Annotated in this window: 18 protein-coding genes; 12 read left to right on the top strand and 6 right to left on the bottom strand. The window is 63.0% G+C overall.

The window, feature by feature from the left end; translation table 11 throughout:
• Window positions 1–119: 119 nt before the first annotated feature.
• Window positions 120–1,466, bottom strand: a complete 1,347-nt coding sequence (locus BLLJ_RS09120; RefSeq protein ID WP_007053081.1) for an NAD(P)/FAD-dependent oxidoreductase — start codon at window positions 1,464–1,466, stop codon at window positions 120–122.
• Between the two features lie 249 nt (window positions 1,467–1,715).
• Here BLLJ_RS09120 and murA point away from each other — a divergent pair, with 249 nt between their 5' ends.
• On the top strand, window positions 1,716–3,041 hold the full coding sequence (gene murA, locus BLLJ_RS09115; RefSeq protein ID WP_013582949.1) for a UDP-N-acetylglucosamine 1-carboxyvinyltransferase: 1,326 nt from the start codon (window positions 1,716–1,718) through the stop codon (window positions 3,039–3,041).
• Window positions 3,042–3,089: 48 nt separating this feature from the next.
• Here the strand turns inward: murA and BLLJ_RS09110 are convergent, their stop codons facing one another.
• The 4 genes from BLLJ_RS09110 to BLLJ_RS09095 form a co-directional block, all read right to left on the bottom strand.
• Window positions 3,090–4,343, bottom strand: a complete 1,254-nt coding sequence (locus tag BLLJ_RS09110) for a MalY/PatB family protein (protein WP_007056294.1) — start codon at window positions 4,341–4,343, stop codon at window positions 3,090–3,092.
• Window positions 4,344–4,436: 93 nt separating this feature from the next.
• On the bottom strand, window positions 4,437–5,369 hold the full coding sequence (locus tag BLLJ_RS09105) for a LysR family transcriptional regulator (protein ID WP_007053078.1): 933 nt from the start codon (window positions 5,367–5,369) through the stop codon (window positions 4,437–4,439).
• Window positions 5,370–5,455: 86 nt separating this feature from the next.
• Window positions 5,456–6,721 carry an MFS transporter gene (locus BLLJ_RS09100; RefSeq protein ID WP_007053077.1) on the bottom strand — a complete coding sequence of 422 codons (1,266 nt, stop codon included), beginning with the start codon at window positions 6,719–6,721 and terminating at the stop codon, window positions 5,456–5,458.
• An 8-nt stretch (window positions 6,722–6,729) separates the two neighbouring features.
• Window positions 6,730–7,395, bottom strand: a complete 666-nt coding sequence (locus tag BLLJ_RS09095) for a TetR/AcrR family transcriptional regulator (RefSeq protein ID WP_012472126.1) — start codon at window positions 7,393–7,395, stop codon at window positions 6,730–6,732.
• Window positions 7,396–7,608: 213 nt separating this feature from the next.
• Here BLLJ_RS09095 and argS point away from each other — a divergent pair, with 213 nt between their 5' ends.
• The 7 genes from argS to BLLJ_RS09060 all read left to right on the top strand — a co-directional run bounded on the left by argS (window position 7,609) and on the right by BLLJ_RS09060 (window position 18,049).
• Window positions 7,609–9,471, top strand: a complete 1,863-nt coding sequence (argS, locus tag BLLJ_RS09090; RefSeq protein ID WP_013582948.1) for an arginine--tRNA ligase — start codon at window positions 7,609–7,611, stop codon at window positions 9,469–9,471.
• A 2-nt stretch (window positions 9,472–9,473) separates the two neighbouring features.
• Complete coding sequence (locus tag BLLJ_RS09085) at window positions 9,474–11,066, top strand: diaminopimelate decarboxylase family protein (RefSeq protein ID WP_032740895.1); 1,593 nt, start codon at window positions 9,474–9,476, stop codon at window positions 11,064–11,066.
• A 160-nt stretch (window positions 11,067–11,226) separates the two neighbouring features.
• Window positions 11,227–12,543, top strand: coding sequence for a homoserine dehydrogenase (locus tag BLLJ_RS09080; protein WP_007056289.1), 1,317 nt, complete (start codon window positions 11,227–11,229; stop codon window positions 12,541–12,543).
• Between the two features lie 94 nt (window positions 12,544–12,637).
• Entirely contained in the window at window positions 12,638–13,750 is a 1,113-nt protein-coding gene (locus tag BLLJ_RS09075; RefSeq protein ID WP_007058798.1) for a homoserine kinase, read from the top strand.
• 136 nt (window positions 13,751–13,886) lie between these two features.
• The gene (locus BLLJ_RS09070; protein WP_013582946.1) at window positions 13,887–15,335 is read left to right on the top strand and encodes a Maf family protein; all 1,449 of its coding nucleotides are present in this window, start codon (window positions 13,887–13,889) and stop codon (window positions 15,333–15,335) included.
• Window positions 15,336–15,509: 174 nt separating this feature from the next.
• A complete protein-coding gene (locus BLLJ_RS09065) occupies window positions 15,510–16,604 on the top strand; it encodes an ABC transporter ATP-binding protein (RefSeq protein ID WP_007058795.1) in 1,095 nt (364 codons plus the stop codon).
• Complete coding sequence (locus BLLJ_RS09060) at window positions 16,601–18,049, top strand: FtsX-like permease family protein (RefSeq protein WP_013582945.1); 1,449 nt, start codon at window positions 16,601–16,603, stop codon at window positions 18,047–18,049. Before BLLJ_RS09065 ends, BLLJ_RS09060 begins: the two co-directional genes overlap by 4 nt.
• A 175-nt stretch (window positions 18,050–18,224) precedes the next feature.
• On the opposite strand, the gene BLLJ_RS09055 is transcribed toward BLLJ_RS09060, so the two are convergent.
• Entirely contained in the window at window positions 18,225–19,169 is a 945-nt protein-coding gene (locus BLLJ_RS09055; protein ID WP_007053065.1) for an AEC family transporter, read from the bottom strand.
• A 106-nt stretch (window positions 19,170–19,275) separates the two neighbouring features.
• Between BLLJ_RS09055 and dapE the strand changes: the two genes are divergently transcribed.
• The 4 genes from dapE to rpmA all read left to right on the top strand — a co-directional run bounded on the left by dapE (window position 19,276) and on the right by rpmA (window position 24,593).
• Window positions 19,276–20,481: a succinyl-diaminopimelate desuccinylase gene (dapE, locus tag BLLJ_RS09050; protein WP_007053064.1), complete on the top strand. Its 1,206-nt coding sequence runs from the start codon at window positions 19,276–19,278 to the stop codon at window positions 20,479–20,481.
• A 312-nt stretch (window positions 20,482–20,793) separates the two neighbouring features.
• A complete protein-coding gene (locus tag BLLJ_RS09045) occupies window positions 20,794–23,862 on the top strand; it encodes an Rne/Rng family ribonuclease (protein WP_013582944.1) in 3,069 nt (1,022 codons plus the stop codon).
• A gap of 151 nt (window positions 23,863–24,013) precedes the next feature.
• Window positions 24,014–24,322 (top strand): 50S ribosomal protein L21, encoded by a 309-nt coding sequence (gene rplU / locus BLLJ_RS09040; protein ID WP_007053062.1) that lies wholly within the window; start codon window positions 24,014–24,016, stop codon window positions 24,320–24,322.
• A gap of 22 nt (window positions 24,323–24,344) precedes the next feature.
• Window positions 24,345–24,593, top strand: coding sequence for a 50S ribosomal protein L27 (rpmA, locus tag BLLJ_RS09035; RefSeq protein WP_007053061.1), 249 nt, complete (start codon window positions 24,345–24,347; stop codon window positions 24,591–24,593).
• Window positions 24,594–24,618 lie beyond the last annotated feature (25 nt).

Genomic DNA, 24,618 nt, shown 5'->3' with positions numbered 1-24,618 from the left:
TATATGTAATCACGGCCGAACAAGCTGCATAACTTAACCTCTTTCTTCTTCTTCTTCTCTCCTTTCTCTCCCCGGCGCCCATCACGCCGGGGTTTCTTTTTGCGGTGAGTACAGCCGTCTTACTCAGCCGCCGCCTTCATGGCCACGGCACCCACGTAATAGACGGGCTTGTCGAAGTTCGGCTGGAACAGGAAGTCCACGTTGGCGAGCTGGTCGATGGTGAAGCCGGCCTGAATCGCCATGGAAATCACGTTTGCCGCGCCGGAGATATCGGCCTTGGAACAGAACTGGCCGCCCTTGACCTTGCGGGTTTCCGGGTCCCAGGTCAGAATCGACGTGACTGGGGTGGTGGTGAGCATGAAGTCCGGGCGATAATCCTCGGTGAGCGAGGTCTCGCGGACCGTGAGCCCGCGGCGTTCGGCACCGGCGCGGGTCAGGCCGGAGGCGGCGAGCGAGAGATCGTACAGCTGCACGGCGGACGTGGCCTGCGTGCCCATGTACTTCACGGTCGGCGTCTCGATGTTGCGGCCCACCAGCAGGCCCTGGCGCACCGCGTTGGTGGCCAGCGGAATGTAATCGTGCTGGCCGGTGGGGTTGTAGAACACGGTGGCGGAGTCGCCGGCGGCGTACACGCCCGGCGCGGACGCCTGCATGTAGTCGTCGACCACGATCGCGCCGTTCGGCAGCATGTCCACCTTGCCCTTGAGCAGGTCGGTGTTCGGCAGGAAGCCGACGGCCAGAATCGCCATTTCGGCCGTGTACTCGCCCTTTTCGGTGACCACAGTGACGGTGTCGTCGTCATTGTCGCGGAACTCGACCACCTTCTGGCCGAGCGCGAGCGTGACGCCGTGCTCCTCGAACGCGGCCGCCACCTGATCGGTGATGGTCTTATCGAAATTATTGGCCAGCGGGCGATCAAGGCCGTCGACCAGCGTGGTCTTGACGCCGGTGACGCTGAACTGCTCGGCGATTTCCGCGCCGATATAGCCCGACCCGATCACCACTGCCGACTTGGCGGTTTTCGCCTTTTCCTTGATGGCGATGGCGTGATCCCAGTTCTTGCACAGCAGCACATGCGGGCTGTCGATGCCGGGGATCGGCGGGATGACCGGGCGCGAGCCGGTGGTCACGACCAGTTTGTCGAAAGCGAGGGTCTGTTCGGCGGGGTCTCCGGCCTCGTCCAGCGCGCGGTAGGTGAGGGTTCTGGCGTCGAGGTCCACGGACGTCACGTCGGTGCGCATATGCATGGTCGCGCCGGCTTCGGCCAGAGCGGCAGGGGAGGAGTAGAACATTTTCTTCGGGTCGGATACGTGGTCGCCCACCCACAGGGCGATGCCGCAGGAGAGGAAGGACAGCGTACCGTTGCGCTCGAAAACATGGACGGTCCAATCGGGGTGCTCGGCGAGAATCGAGGTGGTGGCGAACGTGCCGGCGTGCGTGCAGCCGATGACGGCGACTGTGGTCATGAATGCTCCTTTGCTTGTGGCCATGGCGTCTGATGCCATTGCCCTGAATCGTAGCGTAGAAGTATGGAGAACACCGTGGCGGCAAATGTGAGGAAGATCACGTTATCGGTTTGATTCGACGGGGGGTATGGGATCCGTTGTGCACGGTGATCAAAGTTCGGCTGGGGTGCATTTCACGGAGTCGGCACATGGCTTATGGCAAACTGGACGGTAGCATTTTTTGAATCTTGATTGATTGAGGAGAGTGGCGTGGCTGAGAATCCGGATGACGTGTTGCATGTCGAGGGCGGCAAGCCTTTGAATGGCACGATCAAGGTGCGTGGCGCGAAGAACTTCGTGAGCAAGGCGATGGTCGCCGCGTTGCTGGCACCGGGCAAGTCGGTGCTGAAGAACGTGCCGGAGATTCGTGACGTGCATGTGGTGTCCGATTTGCTACGTCTGCACGGCGTGGACGTGGATGTGGACGGTGCGAACGGCATTGTGACCGTCGACGCCTCGCGTGTGCAGCTGGCCGATGTGGCCGACGTGGATACACTGTCCGGTTCGTCGCGCATCCCGATCCTGTTTTCCGGCCCGCTCGTGCACCGTTTGGGTGAAGCGTTCATTCCCGCGTTGGGCGGCTGCGCGATTGGCGGACGTCCGATTGACTTCCATCTGGAGACGCTGCGCAAGCTGGGCGCCACGGTGGACAAGGAACACAAGGACGGCATCCACATCACCGCGCCCAACGGCCTGCACGGCGCGAAGATCCACCTGCCCTACCCGTCGGTGGGCGCCACCGAGCAGACTTTACTGGCGGCCGTGCTGGCCGAGGGCAAGACCGAACTGTCGGGCGCGGCCACTGAGCCGGAGATCATGGATCTGGTGTGCGTGCTGCAGAAGATGGGTGCAATCATTTCTGTGGACGTTGATCGCACCTTCCGCATCGAGGGTGTCAAGGAACTGCAGGGGTACACGCACACGTCGCTGACGGATCGCATCGAGGCGGCGTCCTGGGCGTCCGCCGCGCTCGCCACGCACGGTGACATTTTCGTCAAGGGTGCCACCCAGCCGGAGATGATCACGTTCCTCAACGTGTTCCGCAAGGTGGGCGGCAAATTCGAGGTGACGGACAAGGGCATTCGTTTCTGGCATCCGGGCGGGGACTTGAAGCCCGTGGCGATCGAGACGGACGTGCATCCCGGGTTCATGACCGACTGGCAGCAGCCGCTCGTGGTGGCCCTGACCCAGGCCAACGGCCTGTCGATCGTGCACGAGACCGTGTACGAGAACCGTTTCGGCTTCACCAAGCCGCTGGTCGAGATGGGTGCCACCATCCAGTTGTACCGCGAGTGCCTGGGCTCGCTGCCGTGCCGTTTCCGGCAGCGCAACTACAAGCATTCCGCCGTGATCTTCGGACCGACCCCGCTGACCGGACGCGACATCGACGTGCCGGACCTGCGTGGTGGGTTCAGCCATCTGATCGCGGCCTTGGCCGCGTCAGGCCCCTCGGACGTGCACGGCATCAGCCTGATCGACCGAGGCTATGCCGACTTCCGCGGCAAACTCGAAGCCCTCGGTGCCGACTTCGACTAATTCGGCCGTTCCTCGGCTCCCCTCTTTGAGGGGAGCCGCAATTCTGTTCTACAACAACCCGTCCGCCTCAAGTGCGGCGGCCATGCGGTCGAAGCATTCCTCCAGTAGCGGGTAGGGCATGGCGAAGTTCATACGCACGCAACCGCGCCCGACCTCGCCGCATTCACGGCCGTCTGTCAACGCCACGTTGGCCTTCTTAAAGAAATAGTTGGCCGGGTCGCCGATGCCCAGTGGCGAGAAATCCAGCCACGCGATATACGTGCCCTGCGGCTCCACATAGCGCACCTTGGCGAATCTCGTGCGCATCTGCTCGTTGACCAGCGCGATATTGCGCTCGATATATGCCATCACGCCCTCGAACCATGCCGCGCCGCCGTCATAGGCCGCAGTGGTGGCTATGGCACCGATGGTGGCCGTCTGGTGCTCGGACCATTCCGCGTTCCTCATCCATAGTTCCAGATCGTCCGGATTGGTGAGAATCACCTGCGCGCACTTGGTGCCGGGAATGTTGAACGACTTCGAGGCTGAAGTGGAGGTGAAAGCCTGCATGGCCGTCTGCCGGTTGATTGAGGCGAATGGCACATGCGTGTGGCCTTGGTAGACGAACGGCGCGTGAATCTCATCGGAGAATATACGCACGTCGTACTTGGCGGCCAGATCGGACAATCGCAGCATTTCTTCGCGCGTCAATACCTTGCCGATCGGGTTGTGCGGGTTGCACAGCACGAAGGCATGGCAGCCGTTCGCGAACGCCTGCTCAATGGCGTCGAAATCGAACAGCCATTCATCATTGCGCCCGCTGCTCTCGCCGGCGCCCGCGCACAGCATCGGAATCTCAAGGACCTCCACGCCATACAGACGCGGCACACTTAGGAACGGCATATAGGCCGGAGTCGGTACCACGATGGAGTTACCGGCGCGCACGATCTCGCGCAGGAACACTTCGAACGCCTCCAGCACGTCCGGCACCGGGCGGATGCACGTTGGATCCACCTCCCAGCCGTAGCGGCGCTGCCATGCGGCGCACGAGCGGGCGACCTCCTTCTTCCACGGGTCGGGAATGTAGCCGAGCGCGCCACGTTCAGTAGCCTCTTCGATGGCTTCGGCCACGCACGGTGCCAGACCGTAATCCATCTCGGCGATGAATGCGCCGATGCAGCCGGGGTAACGGGTCCATTTATCCGAACCGACCTGCTCCAGATCCTCGATGGTCGTCACGTCGATGTGATTGGCATCAAAGCAAGAGGTGCCGGCGGTTGTGTTGCTCAAAGTCGTTGACTGGGGAATGTTGTTCATGCTCATAACATGTCATTGTTCCCGGTGCAGAAGGGCTGCTCAACGGTCTGGCTCCCCGAAATCGTGATGGCGCTCGCAAGCTTGCTTATCGCTGTGCGACTACTTGGCACTCAAATATTTGAGTGACGTGCGCTCGAGCTCCTCGAGCAATGAACCAAGCGCGGGGCGATGGTCGCCGGCACGAGTCACGATGCCGACCTCGCGCGCCGCAAAATCGTCGGCAATGGGACAGGCCACCAGATCGCCCTGCAAGTTGATATGCGTATCGAGCGCCGGCACCAGCGAGACGCCCATACCAACCTCGACCAGGTTCTGCGTGGCCCAGTAATCATCCGTGCAGTGGCGGATATCCGGCTTGAATCCGGCACGGGTGGCCAGTTTCACCAAATTTGCGCGGCAGGTGGGGCAGCCGGCGATCCAATGCTCGTCTTTGGCGGCGGACAGCGGCACAGGTTCGCCGGTCTCCTCGAATCGTTTGGCGATGCCGCTGGAGCGGCGCACCAGCAGTCGCATCGGATCGTAACCCAGCGAATGGAAGGTCAGGTCGTCGCCGATGTGCAGGAAGTTCGGGATGCTGCTGTAGCGGAACACGGCGGCGGTATCGGCCTTGCCTTGGGAAATCAGACCGATCGCCTCCGGCGGCTCCATCTGAATCAGGCTCAGCTCGATGTCCGTGAACATACTGAGCTTGACCACGGTACGGGCCGCGATAGTAGAGCAGATTGACGGTGGGGCCACCAAATGCAGGTGATCAAACCGATGATGCCGATAATCCTCGACTTCACGGGCCGCCCGCTCCAGCCGATCGGCGATGGCCTCGCCGTGGCGGGCGAGCATCGAACCGGTGGCGGTGAGTTCCACGCCATGCGAGGTGCGTTGCACCAGAGTCGAACCGCACTGTGCCTCCAGCTTTTTGATCTGCTGGCTGATGGCCGGCTGCGACCAACCCGTGGCCTTGGCCGTGGCGGAGAACGAACCATACTGTTCGATTTGCCACAACGTGACCAATGATTGGGGGTTGAGCGTGGCCATAGGTACCTCTTTCGTGCCTTTTCGTGCCTTTTCGTGCGGTGATTCAATTATGGCCGGGCGGCAGGATGTGGCGTGCGCGCCGATCGTCAGTCCTCGAACTGCTTGGCGAGCGGAACCATCAGCACGGTGAGCACGGCGAACAGGGCGGTGGTGATGAACAGCACGATGGCGACCGGCATTTGGTCGTAGGCCCAGCCGTACACCATCTGGCCGAGCGGCTGGGCGCACATGCTCACGGCCGCGGCCATGGACATCACTTTGCCGGCCATTGCCTCGGGCGTACTGAGCTGGATGGCGGGCACGGCGATGAGATTCGTGAAGCAACTGGCGACCATCGTGCCGCAGGTGAATACGATCAGCACCACGAGTTTGGTCCATGCGTCGACCGGCAGCAGGAACACAATACCCTGTGGGACCATGGCCAGCGTAAGCGTCGCCATCAGCCCCGGCAGCCAGCGCATCGTGAGCTTGGCGGCGAACAGGCCGGCGATGAATGCGCCCGCCACGCCGGAAACACCGATCAGGCCGTCGGCGATGCCGTAGACAGTGGCGTCGAAGCCGAGCACTGTACGAATCGTGTACGGGAAGCCGACGCCGGAATAGCCGATAAGCACAAAGTTGAGCGCCGCCGCGAACAACAGCAGTCTGAACACGTTCGGCCGGTCCTTGATGAGGAATCGCACGCCTGCCTTGAGGTCTTCAAGTGGGGTGGGCAGCTCCTCGTCGCCGCGATCCGGGGCACTGAGGCGGATGAAGCATTCGAGCGCGGCTGCGCCGGCGAAGCTTGCGATGGCGATGATCATCATGAGACGGATGCCGAACATCGCATACAGCACGCCGCCGAGGAAGCTCGGCAGCAGACTGCTTAGTTGTTGGACCTGATTGATCACGGCCATGCCTTGGCGCATGGTGGCCGGGCCGTACTGCCGGAACATCTGGGGGAGTGCGGCCTGCACGGTCGGGGTTTCGAAGGCGCCGAGCACGGCGAGCAGCACCTGCATGGTGGCGATGGCTACGATATGGAAGCCCGTGGTGGCGAAGACGATGGCGCTCGCCAGCACGAGCACGGCGGAGATGGCGTCGAGCGCCACCATGATGGTGCGGCGGTTGACGCGATCGGCCAGCACGCCTCCGAACGGGGAGAGCAGGATGGTCGGCACGATGGAGATGGCCAGCACCGAGGCGAAGATGGTGGCTGAGCCGGTTTCGTCCAGCACCCACATCGACATCGCGAATCGCAGCATCACATTGCCGAACAGCGAGATGCCTTGTCCGGCGACCAGCAGCACGAAGTCGCGGGACAGCAGCGGGCGTTGGGTGGCGGTGCCGGCGATGTCATTCTCGGGTTTCACTGTGCTATTCATTCTGAGCCTTTCTCCGGCTCCCCTGCGAACGTCATCATGCCCTTCGCGGCGACCGTGATGAGCTCGTCATCGAAAATCGGCACGCCGATCGCGTCGAGCATGGTGGCCAAGCAGCGGATGCGATGCTCCATTTCGGGCAGGGTCACCGGGTAGAAATACGGCATCAGCCAATAATTCGGCAGCAACGAAAGCAGCTCTGCGGCCTCGCGCGGATACTCGGTGGGGATGGAGCCATCCTTGACGCCCGCCTCGATCAGCGGCAGGAAGCGTTCGGGCAGATGCTTGCTCCATACCTGCATATTCGCGGCGAACGAAACCGGATCGCTCAGCATCGGCATGGCGGCTCGCATGATCTGCACGTGGTCTTGCTTGGTCATCGAATGCCGCCATAGCACGCGGAACTTTTCGAGGGCGGTAAGGTCAGTGCGATTCATGACGGATTCGTTGAAGTCGTCCTGCATATTGTTGTCTCGGTTGGTGAGCTCTTCGAGGATGGCTTCCTTGGATTTGAAGTGATGGTAGATCGCGCCTTTGGAGAGGTCGCCGAGCTCGTCCACGATGTTCTGGATGGAGGTGTGCTCATAGCCCTGGGCCATGAACAGCCGTTGTGCGGCGTCGAGGATGCGGGTGCGCGTCACCTCGGGGTGAGCGTTACGTGCCATGGTGGCCTCCCTACTGTGCTTGATGTTGCAGATCACTATAGATACCGACCGACGGTATGTATAGCGGTTTCGGCGAGCCTCCAACGATTCCGGCGATTGTCGCCTACCCTTTTTCGCTTGGTATCTTTCGGCTGTGTGCTTGCCCCCGCCAGCAGGGGCAGCATATAGGCATACCAGGGCGCAAGTGTCGCCGTTCTCAGTATCCTTAGAAGAATGAGTCCTGAAGCCTTAAGTGAACTGATTTCCAGCATTGCCCACAACCTCGTCGCCGCCGGCCAGGCCGGCGCGTTGACCGACGAGCTGATTCCGCCCGTCGACAAGCTCGCCGTGATGCGCCCGAAGGACCGCGCGCATGGCGACTGGGCCTCCAACATCGCCATGCAGCTGGCCAAGAAGGCCGGCATGAAGCCGCGCGATCTGGCCGAGCCGTTCGCCGCCGCGCTCGCCGAAGCCGACGGCATCGCCAAGGTCGAGGTGGCAGGCCCCGGCTTCATCAACATCACGCTCGACTCCGCCTCGGCCGCCGCCGTGGTGGACACCGTACTCGCCGCCGGTGCCATGACCGACACCGACAAGCATCTCAACAAGGTCAACGAATACGGCCGCAACGCCCATCTGGGCGGCCAGACCCTGAATCTCGAGTTCGTCTCCGCCAACCCCACCGGTCCGATTCACATCGGCGGCACTCGTTGGGCTGCCGTCGGCGACGCCATGGCCCGCGTGCTCGAGGCCAACGGTGCCAAGGTGGTGCGCGAATATTATTTCAACGACCACGGCGAGCAGATCAACCGCTTCGCCAAGTCGCTGGTCGCCGCTTGGGCTGAGGCCAACAACCTCGGCGAGGCCGGTTACCAGACCGAAACCCCGTGCGACGGCTACAAGGGTGCCTACATCAACGAGATCGCCGCCCGTGTTCAGGCCGAAGCCGAGTCCGACGGCGTGGACCTGACCGCACTGGCCCACCAGGATCAAGGCCTCAACGACGACGGCGAACCGCTCGGCGAGGCCGACACCGAAGTGCGCGAGGAATTCCGCAAGCGCGCTGTGCCGATGATGTTCGATGAGATTCAGAAGTCCATGAAGGACTTCCGCGTGAACTTCGACGTCTGGTTCCATGAGAACAGCCTGTACGCCGACGGCAAGGTCGACGCCGCCATCGAAGAGCTCAAGTCCCGCGGCGACATCTTCGACAAGGACGGCGCCACTTGGTTTGAATCCACCAAGCACGGCGACGACAAGGACCGTGTGATCATCAAGTCCAATGGTGAGTTCGCCTACTTCGCCGCCGACATCGCCTACTACTGGGACAAGCGCCATCGCGCCGAAAACCCGGCTGACGTGGCCATCTACATGCTTGGCGCCGACCACCACGGCTACATCGGCCGCATGATGGCCATGTGCGCGGCCTTCGGCGACGAGCCCGGCAAGAACATGCAGATTCTCATCGGCCAGCTGGTCAACGTGATGAAGGACGGCAAGCCCGTGCGCATGTCCAAGCGCGCCGGCAACGTCGTGACCATCGACGATCTGGTCTCCGTGGTCGGCGTGGACGCCGCCCGCTACTCGCTGGCCCGCTCCGACTACAACCAGAACTTCGACATCGACCTGGCCCTGCTCGCCTCGCACACCAACGACAACCCGGTGTACTACGTGCAGTATGCGCACGCCCGCTCCAAGAACGTGGACCGCAACGCAGCCGTTGCCGGCATCAGCTACGAGGGTGCCGACTTGGCCCTGCTCGACACCGAGGCCGACGGCGAGGTACTTGCCGCCCTCGCCCAGTTCCCGAGCGTGATCGCCACTGCGGCCGACGACCGCCAGCCGCACAAGGTGGCCCGTTACCTCGAAGAACTGGCCGCCACCTATCACAAGTGGTACAACGTGGAGCGCGTGGTGCCGATGGCCCTGACTGATCCGGAAACCCGTGGCGACGACGAAGCTCGCAAGGCCTTGGAGATCGCCAAGAACCCGGAGCCGGCCCGTGCCGCCGCCCGCCTGAAGCTCAATGACGCCGTCCAGCAGGTCATCGCCAACGGCCTCGACCTCCTCGGCGTCACCGCCCCCGAAAAGATGTGATTATGCCTATTTCTCCAATTTGGCCGGCCGCTACGGCTGTGAATGCCGAAGGCTCCATCGAATTTCATGGTCGTACCGCCGAATCGCTGCTTGACGAGTTCGGCTCGCCGCTCTATCTCATCGACACTGATGAAGTAGTCGCACGTGCTAGGCACTTCGTGCGCGCTGCCGCCGAAGCATTCAACACCTCCACTACGCACGTGAGCTTTGCCGGCAAGGCGTTCTTGTCCAAAGAAGTCGTGCGATTGGTCACCGAGGCCGGCATGTTTGTGGACACTTGCACGATGGGCGAGATGAAAATCGCCCTCGCCGCTGGCGTTCCCGGACGTCGTCTGGTGCTGCACGGCAACAACAAGTCCGATGAGGAAATCGCGCTGGCCATCGAACAGGGCTTCGCCAAAATCGTGATCGACGAGCCCGACGAGCCGGAGCGCGTTGCTGCCATCGCCCGCAAGCTCGGCAAACGCGCCCGTGTGATGCTGCGCGTCACCGTCGGTGTCCACGCCGGCGGCCACGAGTACATCTCCACTGCTCACGAGGACCAGAAGTTCGGCGTGCCGCTGCTGGCCGCCGGGGCCGACGCCGCCGTGCTCGACGTGCTGAACGACCTCAAAGACGTGACGCCTGCCGCTACCAACGCGCGTATCTCTGCGACGCATTCCCCGGAAAATGGCGCGGAAAAGACCGAGAAATCAGAGCGCGAGCTGCACTACGACGTCAAGTACCCGTACGACCTGAGCCACGAGGAAGTCTCCGACACAGACAAGGCGCTGGCCGCCGCGATGGAAGCCATTGCGGACGGTCCGTCCATCGCCGTGCTCAAGACCATCCTCGCCAACCAGGACGTACTCGAACTGGTCGGAGCCCACTCGCACATCGGCTCCAACATCCACGATGCGGACGCCTTCATTCACGCGGCCAAGCGCATGATGCTGCTGCGCAAGACCCTGTGGGCCACCGACGCCTACATCCTGCCCGAAATCGACCTCGGCGGCGGCTACTCCGTGGCCTACACCGATGGCGAAGATTCAATGGACATTGACGTGGAACTCACTCGCTTGGCGGATGCGGTCAACAGCACCAACCGTGCGCTCGGCATGCCCGCCCCGGCCATCAGCTTCGAGCCCGGCCGCTACATCGTGGCGCCCGCCGGCGTAACCCTGTACCGCGTGGGCACCATCAAGCACGTGCACTTGTCCGATGCCAAAGACAGTGACGGCAACCCGATTGCCGAGCGCGTGTATGTGTCTGTGGATGGCGGCATGTCCGACAACATTCGCCCGGCACTCTACGGTGCCGACTACACCGCGCGTCTGGCGAATCGCACCGGTTCCGCTGAAACGATGCTTGCCCGTGTGTGCGGTATGCACTGCGAATCCGGCGACATCGTGGTTCACGAGGTGCAGTTGCCCGCCGATTTGAAGCGCGGTGACATTCTCGCCGTGCCGGTTACCGGCGCATACGGCCGCACCATGGCCAGCAACTACAACCAAGCGCTGATTCCGGTGGTGGTTGCTGTCAGCGAGTCCGGTGCGCACGTCATGCTCCGCCGCCAGACCGTAGACGACCTACTCAACCTCGACGTCAGCGAGTGATCCACGTGCAGAGGCGAGCGCCTGACAGTCTGTAATGTGCGGCCAAATCCGTCATAATACGAAAAGGACCGTCAGCTTTGATGAGTACTTTCGGTCTGCTGTCGGAAATAATCCGTAAAATAGCGGTGGGATATAGAAAACTTTTTGGAAGGACCCTGAATTGGCTCGCAACAACGAAACCCCGATTCGCGTAGGCCTGCTTGGTGCCGGCACCGTCGGCTCCCAGACCGCCCGCCTGATTGTCGAGCAGAAGGACGAACTGTCCGCTCGTATCGGCCGCCCGGTCGAACTGACCGGCGTCGCCTGCCTCGACCCGAAGGAAACTGAGAAGTTCCCGTGGATCGACCAGTCCATCGTCACCACCGATACTTTGAGCGTGGCCACCAACTCGGACATCGTCATCGAGCTCATCGGCGGCACCACCGTGGCCCGCAAGTTCGTGCTTGCCGCCATCGAATCCGGTGCTTCCGTGGTCACCGCCAACAAGGCGCTGCTGGCCAAGTACGGCCCGGAGATCTACTCCGCCGCCGAGGCCAAGGGCGTCGACATCTACTTCGAGGCCGCTGTGGGTGGCGCGATTCCGTTCCTGCGCCCGCTGCGCGAGTCCTTGGTCGGCGACAAGGTGACCAGCATGCTCGGCATCGTCAACGGCACCACCAACTACATCCTCGACGAGATGACCACCAAGGGTCTCCAGTTTGACGACGTGCTCAAGGACGCCCAGGCCAAGGGCTACGCCGAAGCCGACCCGACCGGCGACATCGAAGGCTACGATGCTGCCAACAAGGCCGCCATCATGGCCACCCTCGGCTTCCACACCTCCGTGACCATCGACGATGTGTCCGTTGAGGGCATCACCAAGATCACCGCCGACGACATCGCCGCAGCCACCGCCGAACACAAGGTCATCAAGCTGCTCGCCGTGGTCGAGAACGGCGAGGCCGGCGTCTCCGCCCGCGTCTACCCGGCCCTGATCGACGAGAACCACCCGCTGGCCTCCGTGCACGGCTCCTTCAACGCCGTGTTCGTCAAGGCCGAGGCCGCCGACGACCTCATGTTCTACGGCCGTGGCGCCGGCGGCGCTCCGACCGCCTCCGCCGTCGTGGGCGACGTGGTGACCGAAGCCCGCCACATTGCTGCTGGCTGCACCGGCCCGTCCATCCCGCTGTACAAGAATCTGCCGAAGGCTCCGATTACCGCCTCCAAGGCTGCATTCGCCGTGCGCTTCCTGATTCACGACAAGCCGGGCGTGCTGGCCGCCATCGCCGCTGAGTTCGCCAAGAACGGTGTCTCCATCAACGGTGTGAACCAGGACCTGAAGCCCACCATGACCGATCCCGGCTACGACGGCGAGATTCAGCAGTTGCGCGTCGTGACCCACCTGACCGACGAGGAAACCCTGCGCAACACCGTCAAGGCCGTGCAGGCGCTCGACTTCGTCACCGGCGACCCGTCCATCCTGCGCGTGCTGGACTGACAAGACCTAAGCTCCCTCTGATGAGGCGGTCGAACGGTGAAAGCTGAATACCCAAGCTCCCTCTGATGAGGGAGCTCCTTTTTAAGGAACAACCATGAATCCAATCTGCAATAGCGTTCACGTGCGCGTGCCCGCCACGTCCGCCAACCTCGGCTCCGGCTTCGATACCGTGGGTCTGGCGCTCGACTACCATGACGAGCTCACTTTCACGCTCAACGACGACCCGAACGACGGCATTGCCCACGTGATCATCCACGGCGAGGGTGCCGACGCCCTCCCATGCGACGAAACCCACCTCGTGGTCTCCACCTTCCGCCGTGCCTGTGCCACGTTCGGCCTCGGCCGACTCGGCTTCACGCTGGAAGCGACCAACAACATCCCTCAGGCTCGTGGCATGGGCTCTTCCGCCGAGGCCATTGTGGCCGGCATCGCCGCCGCCGCGGCCTTCGCCCAGACCGGTGACCTCAACCGTCCGGCCGTCTTCGATATGGCCGCCCAGATTGAAGGACACCCGGACAATGTGGCCCCGGCTGTGTTCGGTGGCCTGACCGTCTCTTGGGACTTCGAAACCGCAGAAGGCGTCGGCTCGGTCGCCGTTCCTGGTGGTGAACCGCTGCACGGCGGATTCCACGCCGTCAACTACCCGGTGGACCCGTCCATCACCGCCGCCGTGTTCGTGCCCGACTATGAGCTGTCCACTGAGAAGGCCCGTCAGGCGCTGCCTAGGGAACTGCCATACAAGGACGCCGTCTACAACGTGTCTCGCGTGGGGCTGCTGCCCGCTGCGATGAATCCCGTGGTGCTGGCTCAGGCCGCCCAGCAGGGCAAGTCCGGCGTCGCCGCTGCCCCGGCTCAGGATGCCGATACGTGCGCTTGCTCTGGCGGAACCCGTGAATCGGCGTTCGCCGACGAGCTTGCGGCCGCTCAGGCCCAGTCCAACGCGCTGCTGTTCACCGCCACGCAGGACAAACTGCACCAGCCGTATCGCGGTGCCCTGATGCCGCCGTCCACCGAGCTCATTGCGCTCTTCCGCTCCAAGGGCTATGCCGCCGCAGTCTCCGGTGCCGGCCCCTGCGTGCTCGTGCTGCATTACGGCAACGCCCGCGAAGCCATCGACCAGATCGCATCGGAGCAGCTTGCTTCCGGCCATTGGCGTGTGCTTCACCTGCCCATCAACACCGCCGGCGTCGAAATCGAGCGTCGCTAAGTCGAGGAGAAGGCTCCCGCTGGCGGGAGCTGGCCGCCGCAGGCGGTCTGAGGGTGGTCCGCCATACCGGCAGAGACCACCCTCAGTCTCACTTCGTTCGACAGCTCCCGCCAGCGGGAGCATAAGGACTTAAGTCATGCCCATTCCACTAATTCTTGCTTCCAAGTCCAAGCCTCGCCGTGACGTGCTGTATTCGGCGGGTATCTGCCCCACAATTCGCGTCTCGCATGTGGATGAGCCTGCTGCGCTGGAAGCGGCCGCCCGTGAAGAAGGCGTCACCGTCGACGATTTGAGCATCAAGCAGCGCGTGATGATTCTGGCCGCGGCCAAGGCCGAGGCCGTTCATCGTGCGTATCGTGATGTGGCCGATACTGCCGCCGCTGCGACCGGTGACCGCGTGATCGCCTACCCGCTCAAGGCCAAGGAAATCAAGGATTCGGAACGCGAAGCTGCCGTCGAAGACTTGCGTGAAGCCGCCGCTGGCAAGCCCATTGACTATTCCAAGGCGGAAATCGCCACCACGCGCGACTTCTCCGGCATCGATATGCCGACCGTCACCGAACCCATCGCCACCGCTATTGCCGGACAGCCGGGACTGACCGAGGCGACAGTCGGCCCGCTGATTCTCGGCTGTGATTCGATGTTCCTCTTGGGCGGCGAATGCTACGGCAAGCCGCACAGCGAAGCCGTGGCCCGCGAACGACTGAAGCGCATGAGCGGCGCGACCGGCGAACTGTGGACCGGCCACTGCCTGATCGATTTCGCGACCGGGCGTACCGTGCGCGGCGCAAGCCACGCCAAAGTCCATTTCGGCGAATTCACCGATGCCGACGTCGAACGGTACATTGCCACTGGCGAGCCGCTGGAAGTCGCCGGATCGTTCACGCTGGAAGGCTTCGGTGGTGCGTTCATCGACAGTATTGAGGGCGATCCGCACGGCATCATCGGCCTCAGCTTGCCGCTGGCCCGGCATCTGGCCGGCGAACTGGGCATCACGTGGACTGACCTGTGGAATGTCGGCCGTGGTGAACTGGAACCGGAAAGCAAGGCATCGGGCAACCAGCACGCTGGCATTCTGCCGCCGGTCGAAAACGTACACCAGCCCGGCGATGGCTGGGTGGACTGCGCCTGCGGCCGCAAGCATTGGGGCACCAACGGTGCGTCCGGCATTCTGCTGGCTCGCCGCGACCCGGCGAGCGGCAAGGTGACTCACGTGGTCATGCAGCACCGTGCCGCGTGGAGCGCCGAAGGTGGCACGTGGGGTATCCCCGGCGGTGCCACTGCGGACGGCGAATCGTCCATCGAAGGCGCGCTGCGCGAAAGCTACGAGGAAGCCAACATCACCCCCGAAGACATCGAGGTGGTCGGCTCCTACCGCGAGGACCACGGCCCGTGGGCCTACACCACCGTGTTTGCCTTCGAAAAGCCCGGCCACACCGTCGAGCCCAAGGCAAACGACGACGAAAGCATGGAAATCTGCTGGGTCCCGATTGACGACGTGCCCAACCGCAAGCTCCTCACCGCTATGAAGACCGACTGGCCCCGCTTCGCCGCCCGCCTGGACGAGTTGGCTACCGCGCAATAATGCGCGTAGCGCCTGAATGCAATGCTCATAATGACCGGCACCGAATAGTGGTTGCCGGTCATTAATCATTTGCGTATCTCTAATCCTTGCGGATGAGGAGCGGGCCGGTAATCCAGAAAGGTTCATACCGCAGCCCGATGGTCGGCTGGGCGTTCGCTCCGTACGCTCGGGAGTATGAATACAGCAGCATCGCAATTGCAGCAGCCTCAGCCGGCGCCGGGACCGGCGGCTCAGCCTCAGCAGTCTCAGCAACCCCAACAGTTCCAGCAGCCGGCATCGCACACCCAGCAGTGGGCCCCGGTCATCGAGGCGCACGACCTGGTCATGGACTACACCGCCAGCATGGCCCGCGCACAGGCCGGGCACGGCGTCACCGGCGTGATACCAGCCGGCACGGGAGCCGGTTATGCGTCGGCGAATCCCGCTGCGGCCGGACCGGGTGCCATTCAGGCCGGCCAGCCATCCCAGCCAGCCCAGCCCGGCTTCGCCATGCCGACCATGCACACGCTCGCCCTGAACCACGTGAACTTCACGCTCCGGGAGGGCGAGACGGTAGCCGTGATGGGCCCGTCCGGCTCCGGCAAATCCACTTTGCTGCACGCGCTCGCCGGCATCATTAAGCCGACCGCCGGCACCGTCATCTTCCGTGGTGCCGACCTGAGCCGCATGAGCGACGCCGAGCGCACCAAACTGCGCCGCAACGACTTCGGCTTCGTCTTCCAGTCCGGCCAGCTGCTGCCCGAACTGCCGGCGGTCGAAAACATCGCCCTGCCGATGATGCTTGACGGCATGCCCTACCGCACCGCCACCGACACGGCGATCCTGTGGCTGGAACGCATGGGATTGCGCGCGCTCGCCACGCACCGGCCGGGGGAGATGAGCGGCGGACAGATGCAGCGCATCGCCATCGCCCGTGCACTCGCCGTCAAACCTGCCGTGGTCTTCGCCGACGAGCCGACCGGCGCGCTCGACCAAGCCACCGGCCGCGAGGTCATGGGCATTCTCATGGCCGCCGCGCGGGACAACGGTTCCGCCGTGGTCGTCGTCACCCACGACCCCAACGTCGCTTCGTTCTGCGGCCGTACCGTAATGATGCAGGACGGCCGTCTGCACCAGACAGACGCCAACCCCAACTCCGCCCCCGCTGGCGGGGGCTGTCAGCCGCAGGCTGACTGGGGGTGGCCCGAGGGCGCTGAACCACCCTCAGCCTCGCTACGCTCGGCAGCTCCAGCCGGCGGGAGCGAAACCACCGCAGGAGGCGCGCGATGAGCACGTTCGCCCTCTGGCGGCTGTTTCACCGCCCCGGCTTGCGCGGCAGCGCCGGCCACACCTCGATGCTGGCAATCATCGCCTTCGCCGCAGCCACCACCATCTTCCTCACCGTGCTCGGCGGCGTACACGGTTTCATCTGGCGGGCTTCGGCCGATCATACCGTCGCCTGCGCGTTCGACTTCGGTGCCTGCCGGCCCGATACGGTGGCCGCGTGGAAACGGCAGATCAGCGACCCGACGAGCCTGGCCCAATTCTCCACCGCCTATGTGGCGTTGGCGGTATTCGCCTGCATGCTGCTCGTCGTGCCGTTCGTGGCGCTCGCCGGTTCCGCCGCACGACTGGCCGCATCCCGCCGCGACGCCCGTCTCGCCGCCCTGCGTCTGGCCGGCGCGACCACCGGTCAGGTGGTGCGTCTCACCGCGCTTGACGCCGCCGGACAGGCGCTGATCGGCGCGCTTATCGGCATTGCCGGCTATTGCGCCCTGATGCCGGCAGTCATGCTGATTCCCTTCCAGGAGCAGCGGTTCACCTTCGAACAGCTATGGGTCGGCCCGCTGGCGCTGGTAATCACCTTGGCGGGCGTGGCCATCTTGGCGCTGATATCGTCGCTGGTCACCTTGCGCCGCGTGGCAATCACCCCATTGGGCGTCACCTCGCGCACCGCCACCGCACTGCCCTCGGGCACCCGTATGGTGCTGTTCGTGGTGGTCATGGTGGCGGCTGTGATCGTCTTCAAGAACCCGGCCATGCTGCCTCAGGCCGGCCAGGCGGTGATGGACGCCGTGATCATCGGTTTCATGCTGCTGTGCTTCGCACTGGTGAATCTTATCGGCACGTGGGTGGTCACCGCTCGCGCCAAGGCCAAGGCCAAGCGCCCCAAGGATGCGGCCACGATGATTGCCATGCGCCGTATTCTCGACAACCCTAAGCGCGCCTGGCGCAATGTGTCCGGCATTGCGTTGGCCGTGTTCATCGCCGGCATCACGTCGATCTGCGGATTCTTCGGATCGGCCGCCGTGGTCGATGACGCCAACGACCCGTCCACCGTGTTCATTCGCGACATCGGCACCGGCGGCATCCTGACGCTAGTGTTCGCCGCTGTGCTTGCCGCGGTCAGCTCCGGTGTGATGCAGGCCGGCAGCGTGTACGATCAGGCCGGCGAATATCGCATGCTGGTGTTGGAGGGCACTGATGTCAAGACCTTGAACCGTGCGCGATTCATCGAGGTACTCACCCCGCTCAACATCGTGGTGATCGTGGCCGGCGGCTGTTCCATGCTGCTTATGGCCCCTCTGTTCGCCGCTTCGATGACCGAACCGGCCACGCTGGCCAGCTTCTTCGGCGGGCTTGTGTTGTGCTATGCGCTGGTTTCCATCGGCGCGTTCGCGTCCAATCATGTGGCGGCCAGCTTGAATCTGACCGATTATCGGGCTGATGACTGAGCCGAGCTGCGCAGCGAATCGTTCTCAATAACAACTGTGCGTACTTTCGTATACGCAAATCGAACGTAGAAACGCTGAAATCACCGCAAATATGCGGATGAGCAAATGTTCGTTTGTGCGATATCTGTGCATTTGCGCGCACGGATACTATTGAGAACGCTTCTCTGCGCACCCATCACGACAGCAGCGCCGCGATGATCGCGATAAACACCGGGCTGGTCATGGTGCTCATCAGAATGCCGTCGCGCGCGAAGGTGAGACCCACGTTGTAGCGGGCCGCGTAGTTGTATACGTTCTGGCCGGTGGGCAGAGCGGCGAGTACCACGCAGGCGTACAGCTCGGAGCCGCGGAAGCCCATCACGAAGTAGGCGAGCAGGAACGCGATAATTGGCATGATGATGTTCTTGAGGACCGCGACCGTGAAGATGGCCGGGCGATCGCCCTTCTGCTGTAGCGGCTTGGTGCCGTGCAGGGACATGCCGAACGCCATCAGGATCATTGGCACAGCCGAATCGCCGATCATGTCGATCGGGTCGAAAATGAATTTCGGCACTGGGAACCAGCCGCTTTTAGCGGAAATCGCAGAGACCACAATGCCCAGCAGCGAGCCGATAAGCAGCGGCTGATGCAGTGGCTGCTTGGCGATTTCCTTGATGGAGACCTTGCCCTTGGTGGTCACGTCCAGCACTGTCAGGCCCACCGGTGTGAAGATGGCCTGCTGCATGACCAGAATCGGTGCCACAAGAGCCGGATTGCCCAGAATGTAGGTGGCGATTGGCAGGCCGATGTTATTGGAATTGAGGTACAGCGAATTCAGGGCACCGATGGTGGCGTCCGGGGCATTCAGGTGGAAGAACATACGGTTGAGCACCAAAAACACCACGCCTACCAGCACGGCGGAGAAGAACGCCACGATAATCGAGGGGTGGAAGATGTCGAAAATCGGCTCCTTGGAGAGAATCGCGAACATCAGGCACGGGCTCGATACGAAGAAGGAGAACCGGTTGAGCACCATCTGAGCGGACGGCCCGCCGATTCGCATTCGTGCGGCAACATATCCCACCGCGATTACGATGCCGATAACGCAGAAGCCTTGCATGGCGCTGATTAGACCTGGCATAATCCTCCCTTTCGCCACCCCAGTGTGGCACATAAAAATGTATTCGGCCGCAAAATCTCATGTAGTGAGTGTGCTGGGCCCGCCGCCCACGCGGTACGCTGTTCACATGACGCTTGAATTGAACCGCACCGCATCCACTGCCGAGCAGCTGAACAGCCTGCTCACCCAGATCATGGAGAACTTCTCCGTGTCCGACCACGAGGGCCCCCTCACCGACGAGGTCGAGGCCTTCCTTAACGAGCAAGAGCACCTGACCGTCCGCCGTCACGGCGACACAGTGGTGGCCAGCACCGACTTCGGCAAGCCGAGCCGTGTGATCTTGGCCGGGCACCTCGATACTGTGCCGGTCATCGACAATTTCCCACCAAAGTGGCTGGAGCCCGGCGATTCGCTGATTCGCGAAGAAATCGCCCACGCTCATCCCGAAGACCGCGTGCTGTGGGGCCGCGGTGCCACCGATATGAAGGCCTCCGACGCGGTGATGCTCTACCTCGCCGCCACGCTCGACGGCCGCACGCCGGAAACCACCCCGAAAGTCGACCTCACCTACGTCTTCTACGACCATGAGGAAGTCGTCGCCGAAAAGAATGGCCTACGCAAAGTCGTCGAGGCCCATCCCGATTGGATCACCGGCGATTTCGCCATCATCGGCGAGCCCACCAACAGCGGCATCGAGGGCGGTTGCAACGGTACGATTCGCTTCGACGTCGTAACCCACGGCGTGGCCGCGCACTCCGCCCGTGCATGGATGGGGGAGAACGCCATCCACAAGGCGGCCGACATTCTGAACCGACTCAACGCCTACGAGCCGGCCACCGTGAACGTGGACGGGCTCGATTATCGCGAGGGCCTCAACGCCACGCTGATCTCCGGCGGCAAAGGCACGAACGTCATTCCGGATGAATGCCGCGTACACGTCAACTACCGCTTCGCCCCGGACAAGTCGTTGGCCGAGGCCAAGGCTCTGATGATGGGCGCGGACGCCGGTGCCGAACTCGGCAATGGCGAGCATGTGGCTACCGGCGGCGTGTTCGAGGGCTACGGCATCGAAATGAAGGACGAAAGCCCCTCCGCGCGCCCGGGCCTGAACGCCCCGCTCGCCCAGGATCTGGTCCGACTGGTTAAGGAGCGCACTGGCCGCGACCCGCTGGCCAAGCTCGGCTGGACCGACGTGGCACGCTTCTCTCAGCTCGGTATCCCGGCCGTCAACCTCGGTGCCGGCGATCCGCTGCTGGCTCACAAGCACGACGAGCAGGTGCCTGAATCCGACCTGACCGCCATGGCCGCAATCCTTACCGACTGGCTGGTCTGACACCTCTCTAGCTCCCCTCCCTGAGGGGAGCTGTCACCGCGGGGGAGGGGAGCCGAGAGAACGTCAGCCTCGCCGGGCCACGCCCGCACAAAATATGTGGCATACTAAAGGATGGTGGTTCTGCATAACCATCAGCGTGCGAGATGGCGTCGATCCCCTTGCGGCTCTTGAGAATGAGACAACGCAAGCGCCGGTGTCCGCCACCCGCAGGACAGACTTGAGACGAAGTTGCCTTTACGCGGCGCGTTTTCGTGCGGCCACGGTGAGAGCGTGGTGTGAGACAAGCGTATAGGCCTGGAAATAGGCGTCGTGATGCAGCGCGCCGCGAGGAGCATTGTGCCCACTGACAACCGTGAAGGTTTCGTCAACGACGGAACCGATAATTCAACCGTATCCAATGCCGATTCGGCTGCAGCCGTGAACGCTGCGCCTGCCGCCGCCTCCCAGCCCGCCGAACCTGTTCGCCGTCGTCGTGGCGGCCGCCGCGTGGTCCGCGGCACCGGTGCTGCCGGCGCTTCTCTGGAACTGCAAGTGCAGGAACGCGCCCCGCTGTTCGAAGCCCCCGCGCTTCCCGATGCCGGCACTGCGGCCGATTCCAAGTCAGCCGATTCCAGCGATTCCGATGAATCCAGCGATTCCCAGGATTCCGCCGAACGTCCAACCCGCCGCCGTTCGCGCCGCGCCGCTTCCGCAGTGGCCGACTCGGATAGCGAGGATGATCGTCCTCGTCGTTCGCGCCGCACTGTCAGTGCCGATGATTTCGATGACGATGACGCCCCACGTTCCCGCCGCCGTTCGGTTGTGGACGATGACGATTACGACGAGGACCGCCCGGTTCGCCGCCGCTCTCGCTCCCGCCAGTCCGACGATGATGACTACGAGGATCGGCCGGTTCGCTCCCGCTCTCGCCGTGCGTCTATGGATATGGATGATGATGACGAGGACCGTCCGGTTCGCCGTCGTTCTCGCCGTGCAGTTGCGGATACGCACGAGGACACCCCGGATGAGCGCCTGTTCGACGCGGTCGAATCCCTGCCCTCTGGCCACGAGGCCGTGCGTCGCGGCAAGCCGATGACGTCCCTGCTCTTCCAGGAACCGGTACTGCCCGCCGCTGTGGATGCGCACGATACCGCTGACACTCGTGATGACGATGTTGACGACGACGAACGTCCGTCGCGTCGCTCCCGCCGCTCGCGCAGCCACGATGATGACGACGCGCAGCCGCGCAGCCGCCGCCGTGACGACCGTGACGATCGTGGCCGCAATGCCGCCGACCGTGATGCGTCTCGTGACGCTTCCCGCAACGCTGCCGCCGGTGACGCCAATGCCAGCGCCAACACGGACCATGATGATTTCGATTCCGATGACGCTTCCGACTCTCGCCGTTCCCGTCGCTCCCGCCGCCTGAACGCCCAGGAGCGCCGTGCAGCCGCCGAAGTCGAGCAGATTGAGGAAGACCTCGAGCTGGACGATATCGCCTACTCGCCGATTGCCGAAGAGGAGGGCGACGAAGAATCCGACGCCACCCGCACCCGTTCGCGCCGTCGCCGCCGTCGCGGCTCACGCGGCGAAACCGGTGCCAACGGCGAGCACGATACCGCCGAGAACGATGCCGAAGATACGCGTTCCCGCCGTCGTGACGATCGCGATGATCATGACCGTGATCGCGATGAGGACGATGAGGAGCAGACCATTACTCGCCGTCGCCGTCGCCGTCGTGGCGGCAAGAACGGCGAGGGCACCGACGACCAGAGTCAGAACAGCGAACAGCCGCTGGTCCGACGCTCCCGCAAGCAGCAGTACATCGACGAGATCACTGATGTGGAGGGCTCCACTCGTCTCGAGGCCAAGAAGCAGCGCCGCCGTGACAACCGCCGTGAGCGCAGCCGCCAGAGCCAGCTCATGGAACAGGACTTCCTCGCACGCCGCGAGAACGTGGACCGCCTGATGGTGGTGCGTGAGAAGGAACATCACACCCAGATTTCCGTGGTGGAAGACAATGTTCTGGTCGAGCATTACGTCTCCGACATTCAGGAAGTACAGACCGTCGGCAACATCTACCTTGGCCGCGTGCAGAACGTGCTGCCCAGCATGGAGGCCGCATTTGTGGACATCGGCCAGGCCCGCAACGGCGTGCTCTACGCCGGCGAGGTCAACTGGGATGCCGCTCGTCTCGAAGGCCAGCCGCGCCGCATCGAGCTGGCGTTCAAGTCCGGCGACCCGGTGCTCGTGCAGGTCACTAAGGACCCGATCGGCCACAAGGGTGCCCGCCTGACCTCTCAGGTCACGCTCGCCGGCCGCTTCCTGGTGCTCGTGCCATCCGGCGGCATGACCGGCGTGAGCCGCAAGCTTTCGGAGCGCGAACGCAGCCGTCTGAAGAACATCGTCTCCAAGATCGCCCCGAAAGACATGGGCGTGATCATCCGTACCGCAGCCGAGGGCGCATCCGAAGACGCCATCGTCAAGGATCTCGAATCACTGGTCCGCCAGTGGGAGCGCATCAACGCCAAGCGCGAGGAATTCTGGCACGGTAAGCGCCCGAAGCTCCTGCAGGGCGAGCCCGACGTGGCCATCCGCGTGGTGCGCGACATCTTCAACGACGACTTCAGCAAGCTCATCGTGGAAGGTGACAAGGTCTACGACCGTATCGAGGAATACCTTGACACCATGGCCCCCGACTTGAAGGACAAGCTGGAGAAGTGGGACCCGGCCGAGCATGAAGGCAAGGACGTGTTCGACAAGTGGTCCATCGACTCCCAGCTGCGTAAGGGCATGGAGCGTCAGGTCTACCTGCCGTCCGGCGGCTCGATTGTCATCGATCGCACCGAAGCCATGACCACCATTGACGTGAACACCGGCCGCTTTATCGGCAAGGGCAAGTCCTTGGAAGAAACGGTGACGCGTTGCAACCTGGAGGCGTCTGAAGAGATCGCCCGCCAGCTGCGCCTGCGCGATATCGGTGGCATGGTGATGATCGACTATGTGGATATGGTCATGCCCGCCAACCGCGATCTGGTGCTGCGCCGCTTGGTCGAATGCTTGGCACGCGACCGCACCAAGCATCAGGTGGCCGAAGTCACCTCGCTCGGTTTGGTGCAGATGACCCGCAAGCGCATCGGCCAGGGTCTGGTCGAGGCGTTCTCCGAGGAATGCCCGACCTGCAAGGGCCGTGGTTTCATCCTGCATGATCAGCCGACCGTTTCGGCCGACTACGACGATCCCTACGCGCTTCGCGGTGGCGACCCGTTCGTCAAAACCAACAAGCACGGTCGCGGCACCGCTCCCGCTCCCGAACCGGCTGGTTCCAGCGCCGACGTCAAAGCCAAACTGGCTCAGATTGCCGCCGCTGCCGTCGCTGCCAACAACACGGCGGAAGAGTAAGCGGAAGAGTAACAGGTGTGTCGTGCTTGACACGCGGGCAAAAATCATTTGATTTAGTCCGCATGGTGGTGTAGATTCGAAACTCGGTGTCTGACCGCAAGCTCGGTGCGTGTTAGGCAAGGTAGCTTTCCAAAACATAAAAGGAACGATAATGTACGCGATTGTGAAGGCCGGTGGCCATCAGGAAAAGGTCGAGGTTGGCGACGTCATCCTCGTGAACCGTCTCGACGCTAAGAAGGGCGATACCGTGGAATTCCCGGTCTCCCTCGTTGTCGATGGTGACAAGGTCACCCTTGCCGCCGCCGATCTGGCCAAGGTGTCCGTCAAGGCTGAGGTTGTGAACGACGAAGCCAAGGGCCCGAAGATTAGCATCCAGAAGTACAAGAACAAGACTGGTGTTGCTCGCCGTAAGGGTCATCGCCAGAAGCTGACTATCGTCAAGATCACGGCGATTGCCTGAGTTATAGAAAGGACCATGAATCATGGCACATAAGAAGGGTGCGTCCAGCTCTCGCAACGGTCGCGATTCTAACCCGCAATACCTCGGCGTGAAGAAGTTCGGCGGCGAAGCCGTCGTGGCCGGCAACATCATCGTTCGCCAGCGTGGCACCAACTTCCACCCGGGCCACAACGTCGGCATGGGCAAGGATCACACGCTGTTCGCCCTCACCGATGGCTCCGTGAAGTTCGGTGTGCGTCGCGACCGCAAGGTTGTCGACGTCATCGCCTGAGCGATATAGCGTCAAGCTTTTTTCA

This window comes from Bifidobacterium longum subsp. longum JCM 1217 (genome assembly GCF_000196555.1).
GTDB lineage: Bacteria > Actinomycetota > Actinomycetes > Actinomycetales > Bifidobacteriaceae > Bifidobacterium > Bifidobacterium longum.
Note: the sequence above shows the minus strand (reverse complement) of the source record. Positions and strands in the feature narration are given on the sequence as shown.

Excerpts from the sequence above, each read along its gene's own strand:
- BLLJ_RS09120 (WP_007053081.1), bottom strand. The coding sequence starts at position 1,466 with ATGACCACAGTCGCCGTCATCGGCTGCACGCACGCCGGCACGTTCGCC.
- BLLJ_RS09110 (WP_007056294.1), bottom strand. The coding sequence starts at position 4,343 with ATGAGCATGAACAACATTCCCCAGTCAACGACTTTGAGCAACACAACC.
- BLLJ_RS09105 (WP_007053078.1), bottom strand. The coding sequence starts at position 5,369 with ATGGCCACGCTCAACCCCCAATCATTGGTCACGTTGTGGCAAATCGAA.
- BLLJ_RS09095 (WP_012472126.1), bottom strand. The coding sequence starts at position 7,395 with ATGGCACGTAACGCTCACCCCGAGGTGACGCGCACCCGCATCCTCGAC.
- argS (WP_013582948.1), top strand. The coding sequence starts at position 7,609 with ATGAGTCCTGAAGCCTTAAGTGAACTGATTTCCAGCATTGCCCACAAC.
- BLLJ_RS09085 (WP_032740895.1), top strand. The coding sequence starts at position 9,474 with ATGCCTATTTCTCCAATTTGGCCGGCCGCTACGGCTGTGAATGCCGAA.
- BLLJ_RS09075 (WP_007058798.1), top strand. The coding sequence starts at position 12,638 with ATGAATCCAATCTGCAATAGCGTTCACGTGCGCGTGCCCGCCACGTCC.
- BLLJ_RS09070 (WP_013582946.1), top strand. The coding sequence starts at position 13,887 with ATGCCCATTCCACTAATTCTTGCTTCCAAGTCCAAGCCTCGCCGTGAC.
- BLLJ_RS09065 (WP_007058795.1), top strand. The coding sequence starts at position 15,510 with ATGAATACAGCAGCATCGCAATTGCAGCAGCCTCAGCCGGCGCCGGGA.
- BLLJ_RS09060 (WP_013582945.1), top strand. The coding sequence starts at position 16,601 with ATGAGCACGTTCGCCCTCTGGCGGCTGTTTCACCGCCCCGGCTTGCGC.
- BLLJ_RS09055 (WP_007053065.1), bottom strand. The coding sequence starts at position 19,169 with ATGCCAGGTCTAATCAGCGCCATGCAAGGCTTCTGCGTTATCGGCATC.
- dapE (WP_007053064.1), top strand. The coding sequence starts at position 19,276 with ATGACGCTTGAATTGAACCGCACCGCATCCACTGCCGAGCAGCTGAAC.
- BLLJ_RS09045 (WP_013582944.1), top strand. The coding sequence starts at position 20,794 with ATGCAGCGCGCCGCGAGGAGCATTGTGCCCACTGACAACCGTGAAGGT.
- rplU (WP_007053062.1), top strand. The coding sequence starts at position 24,014 with ATGTACGCGATTGTGAAGGCCGGTGGCCATCAGGAAAAGGTCGAGGTT.
- rpmA (WP_007053061.1), top strand. The coding sequence starts at position 24,345 with ATGGCACATAAGAAGGGTGCGTCCAGCTCTCGCAACGGTCGCGATTCT.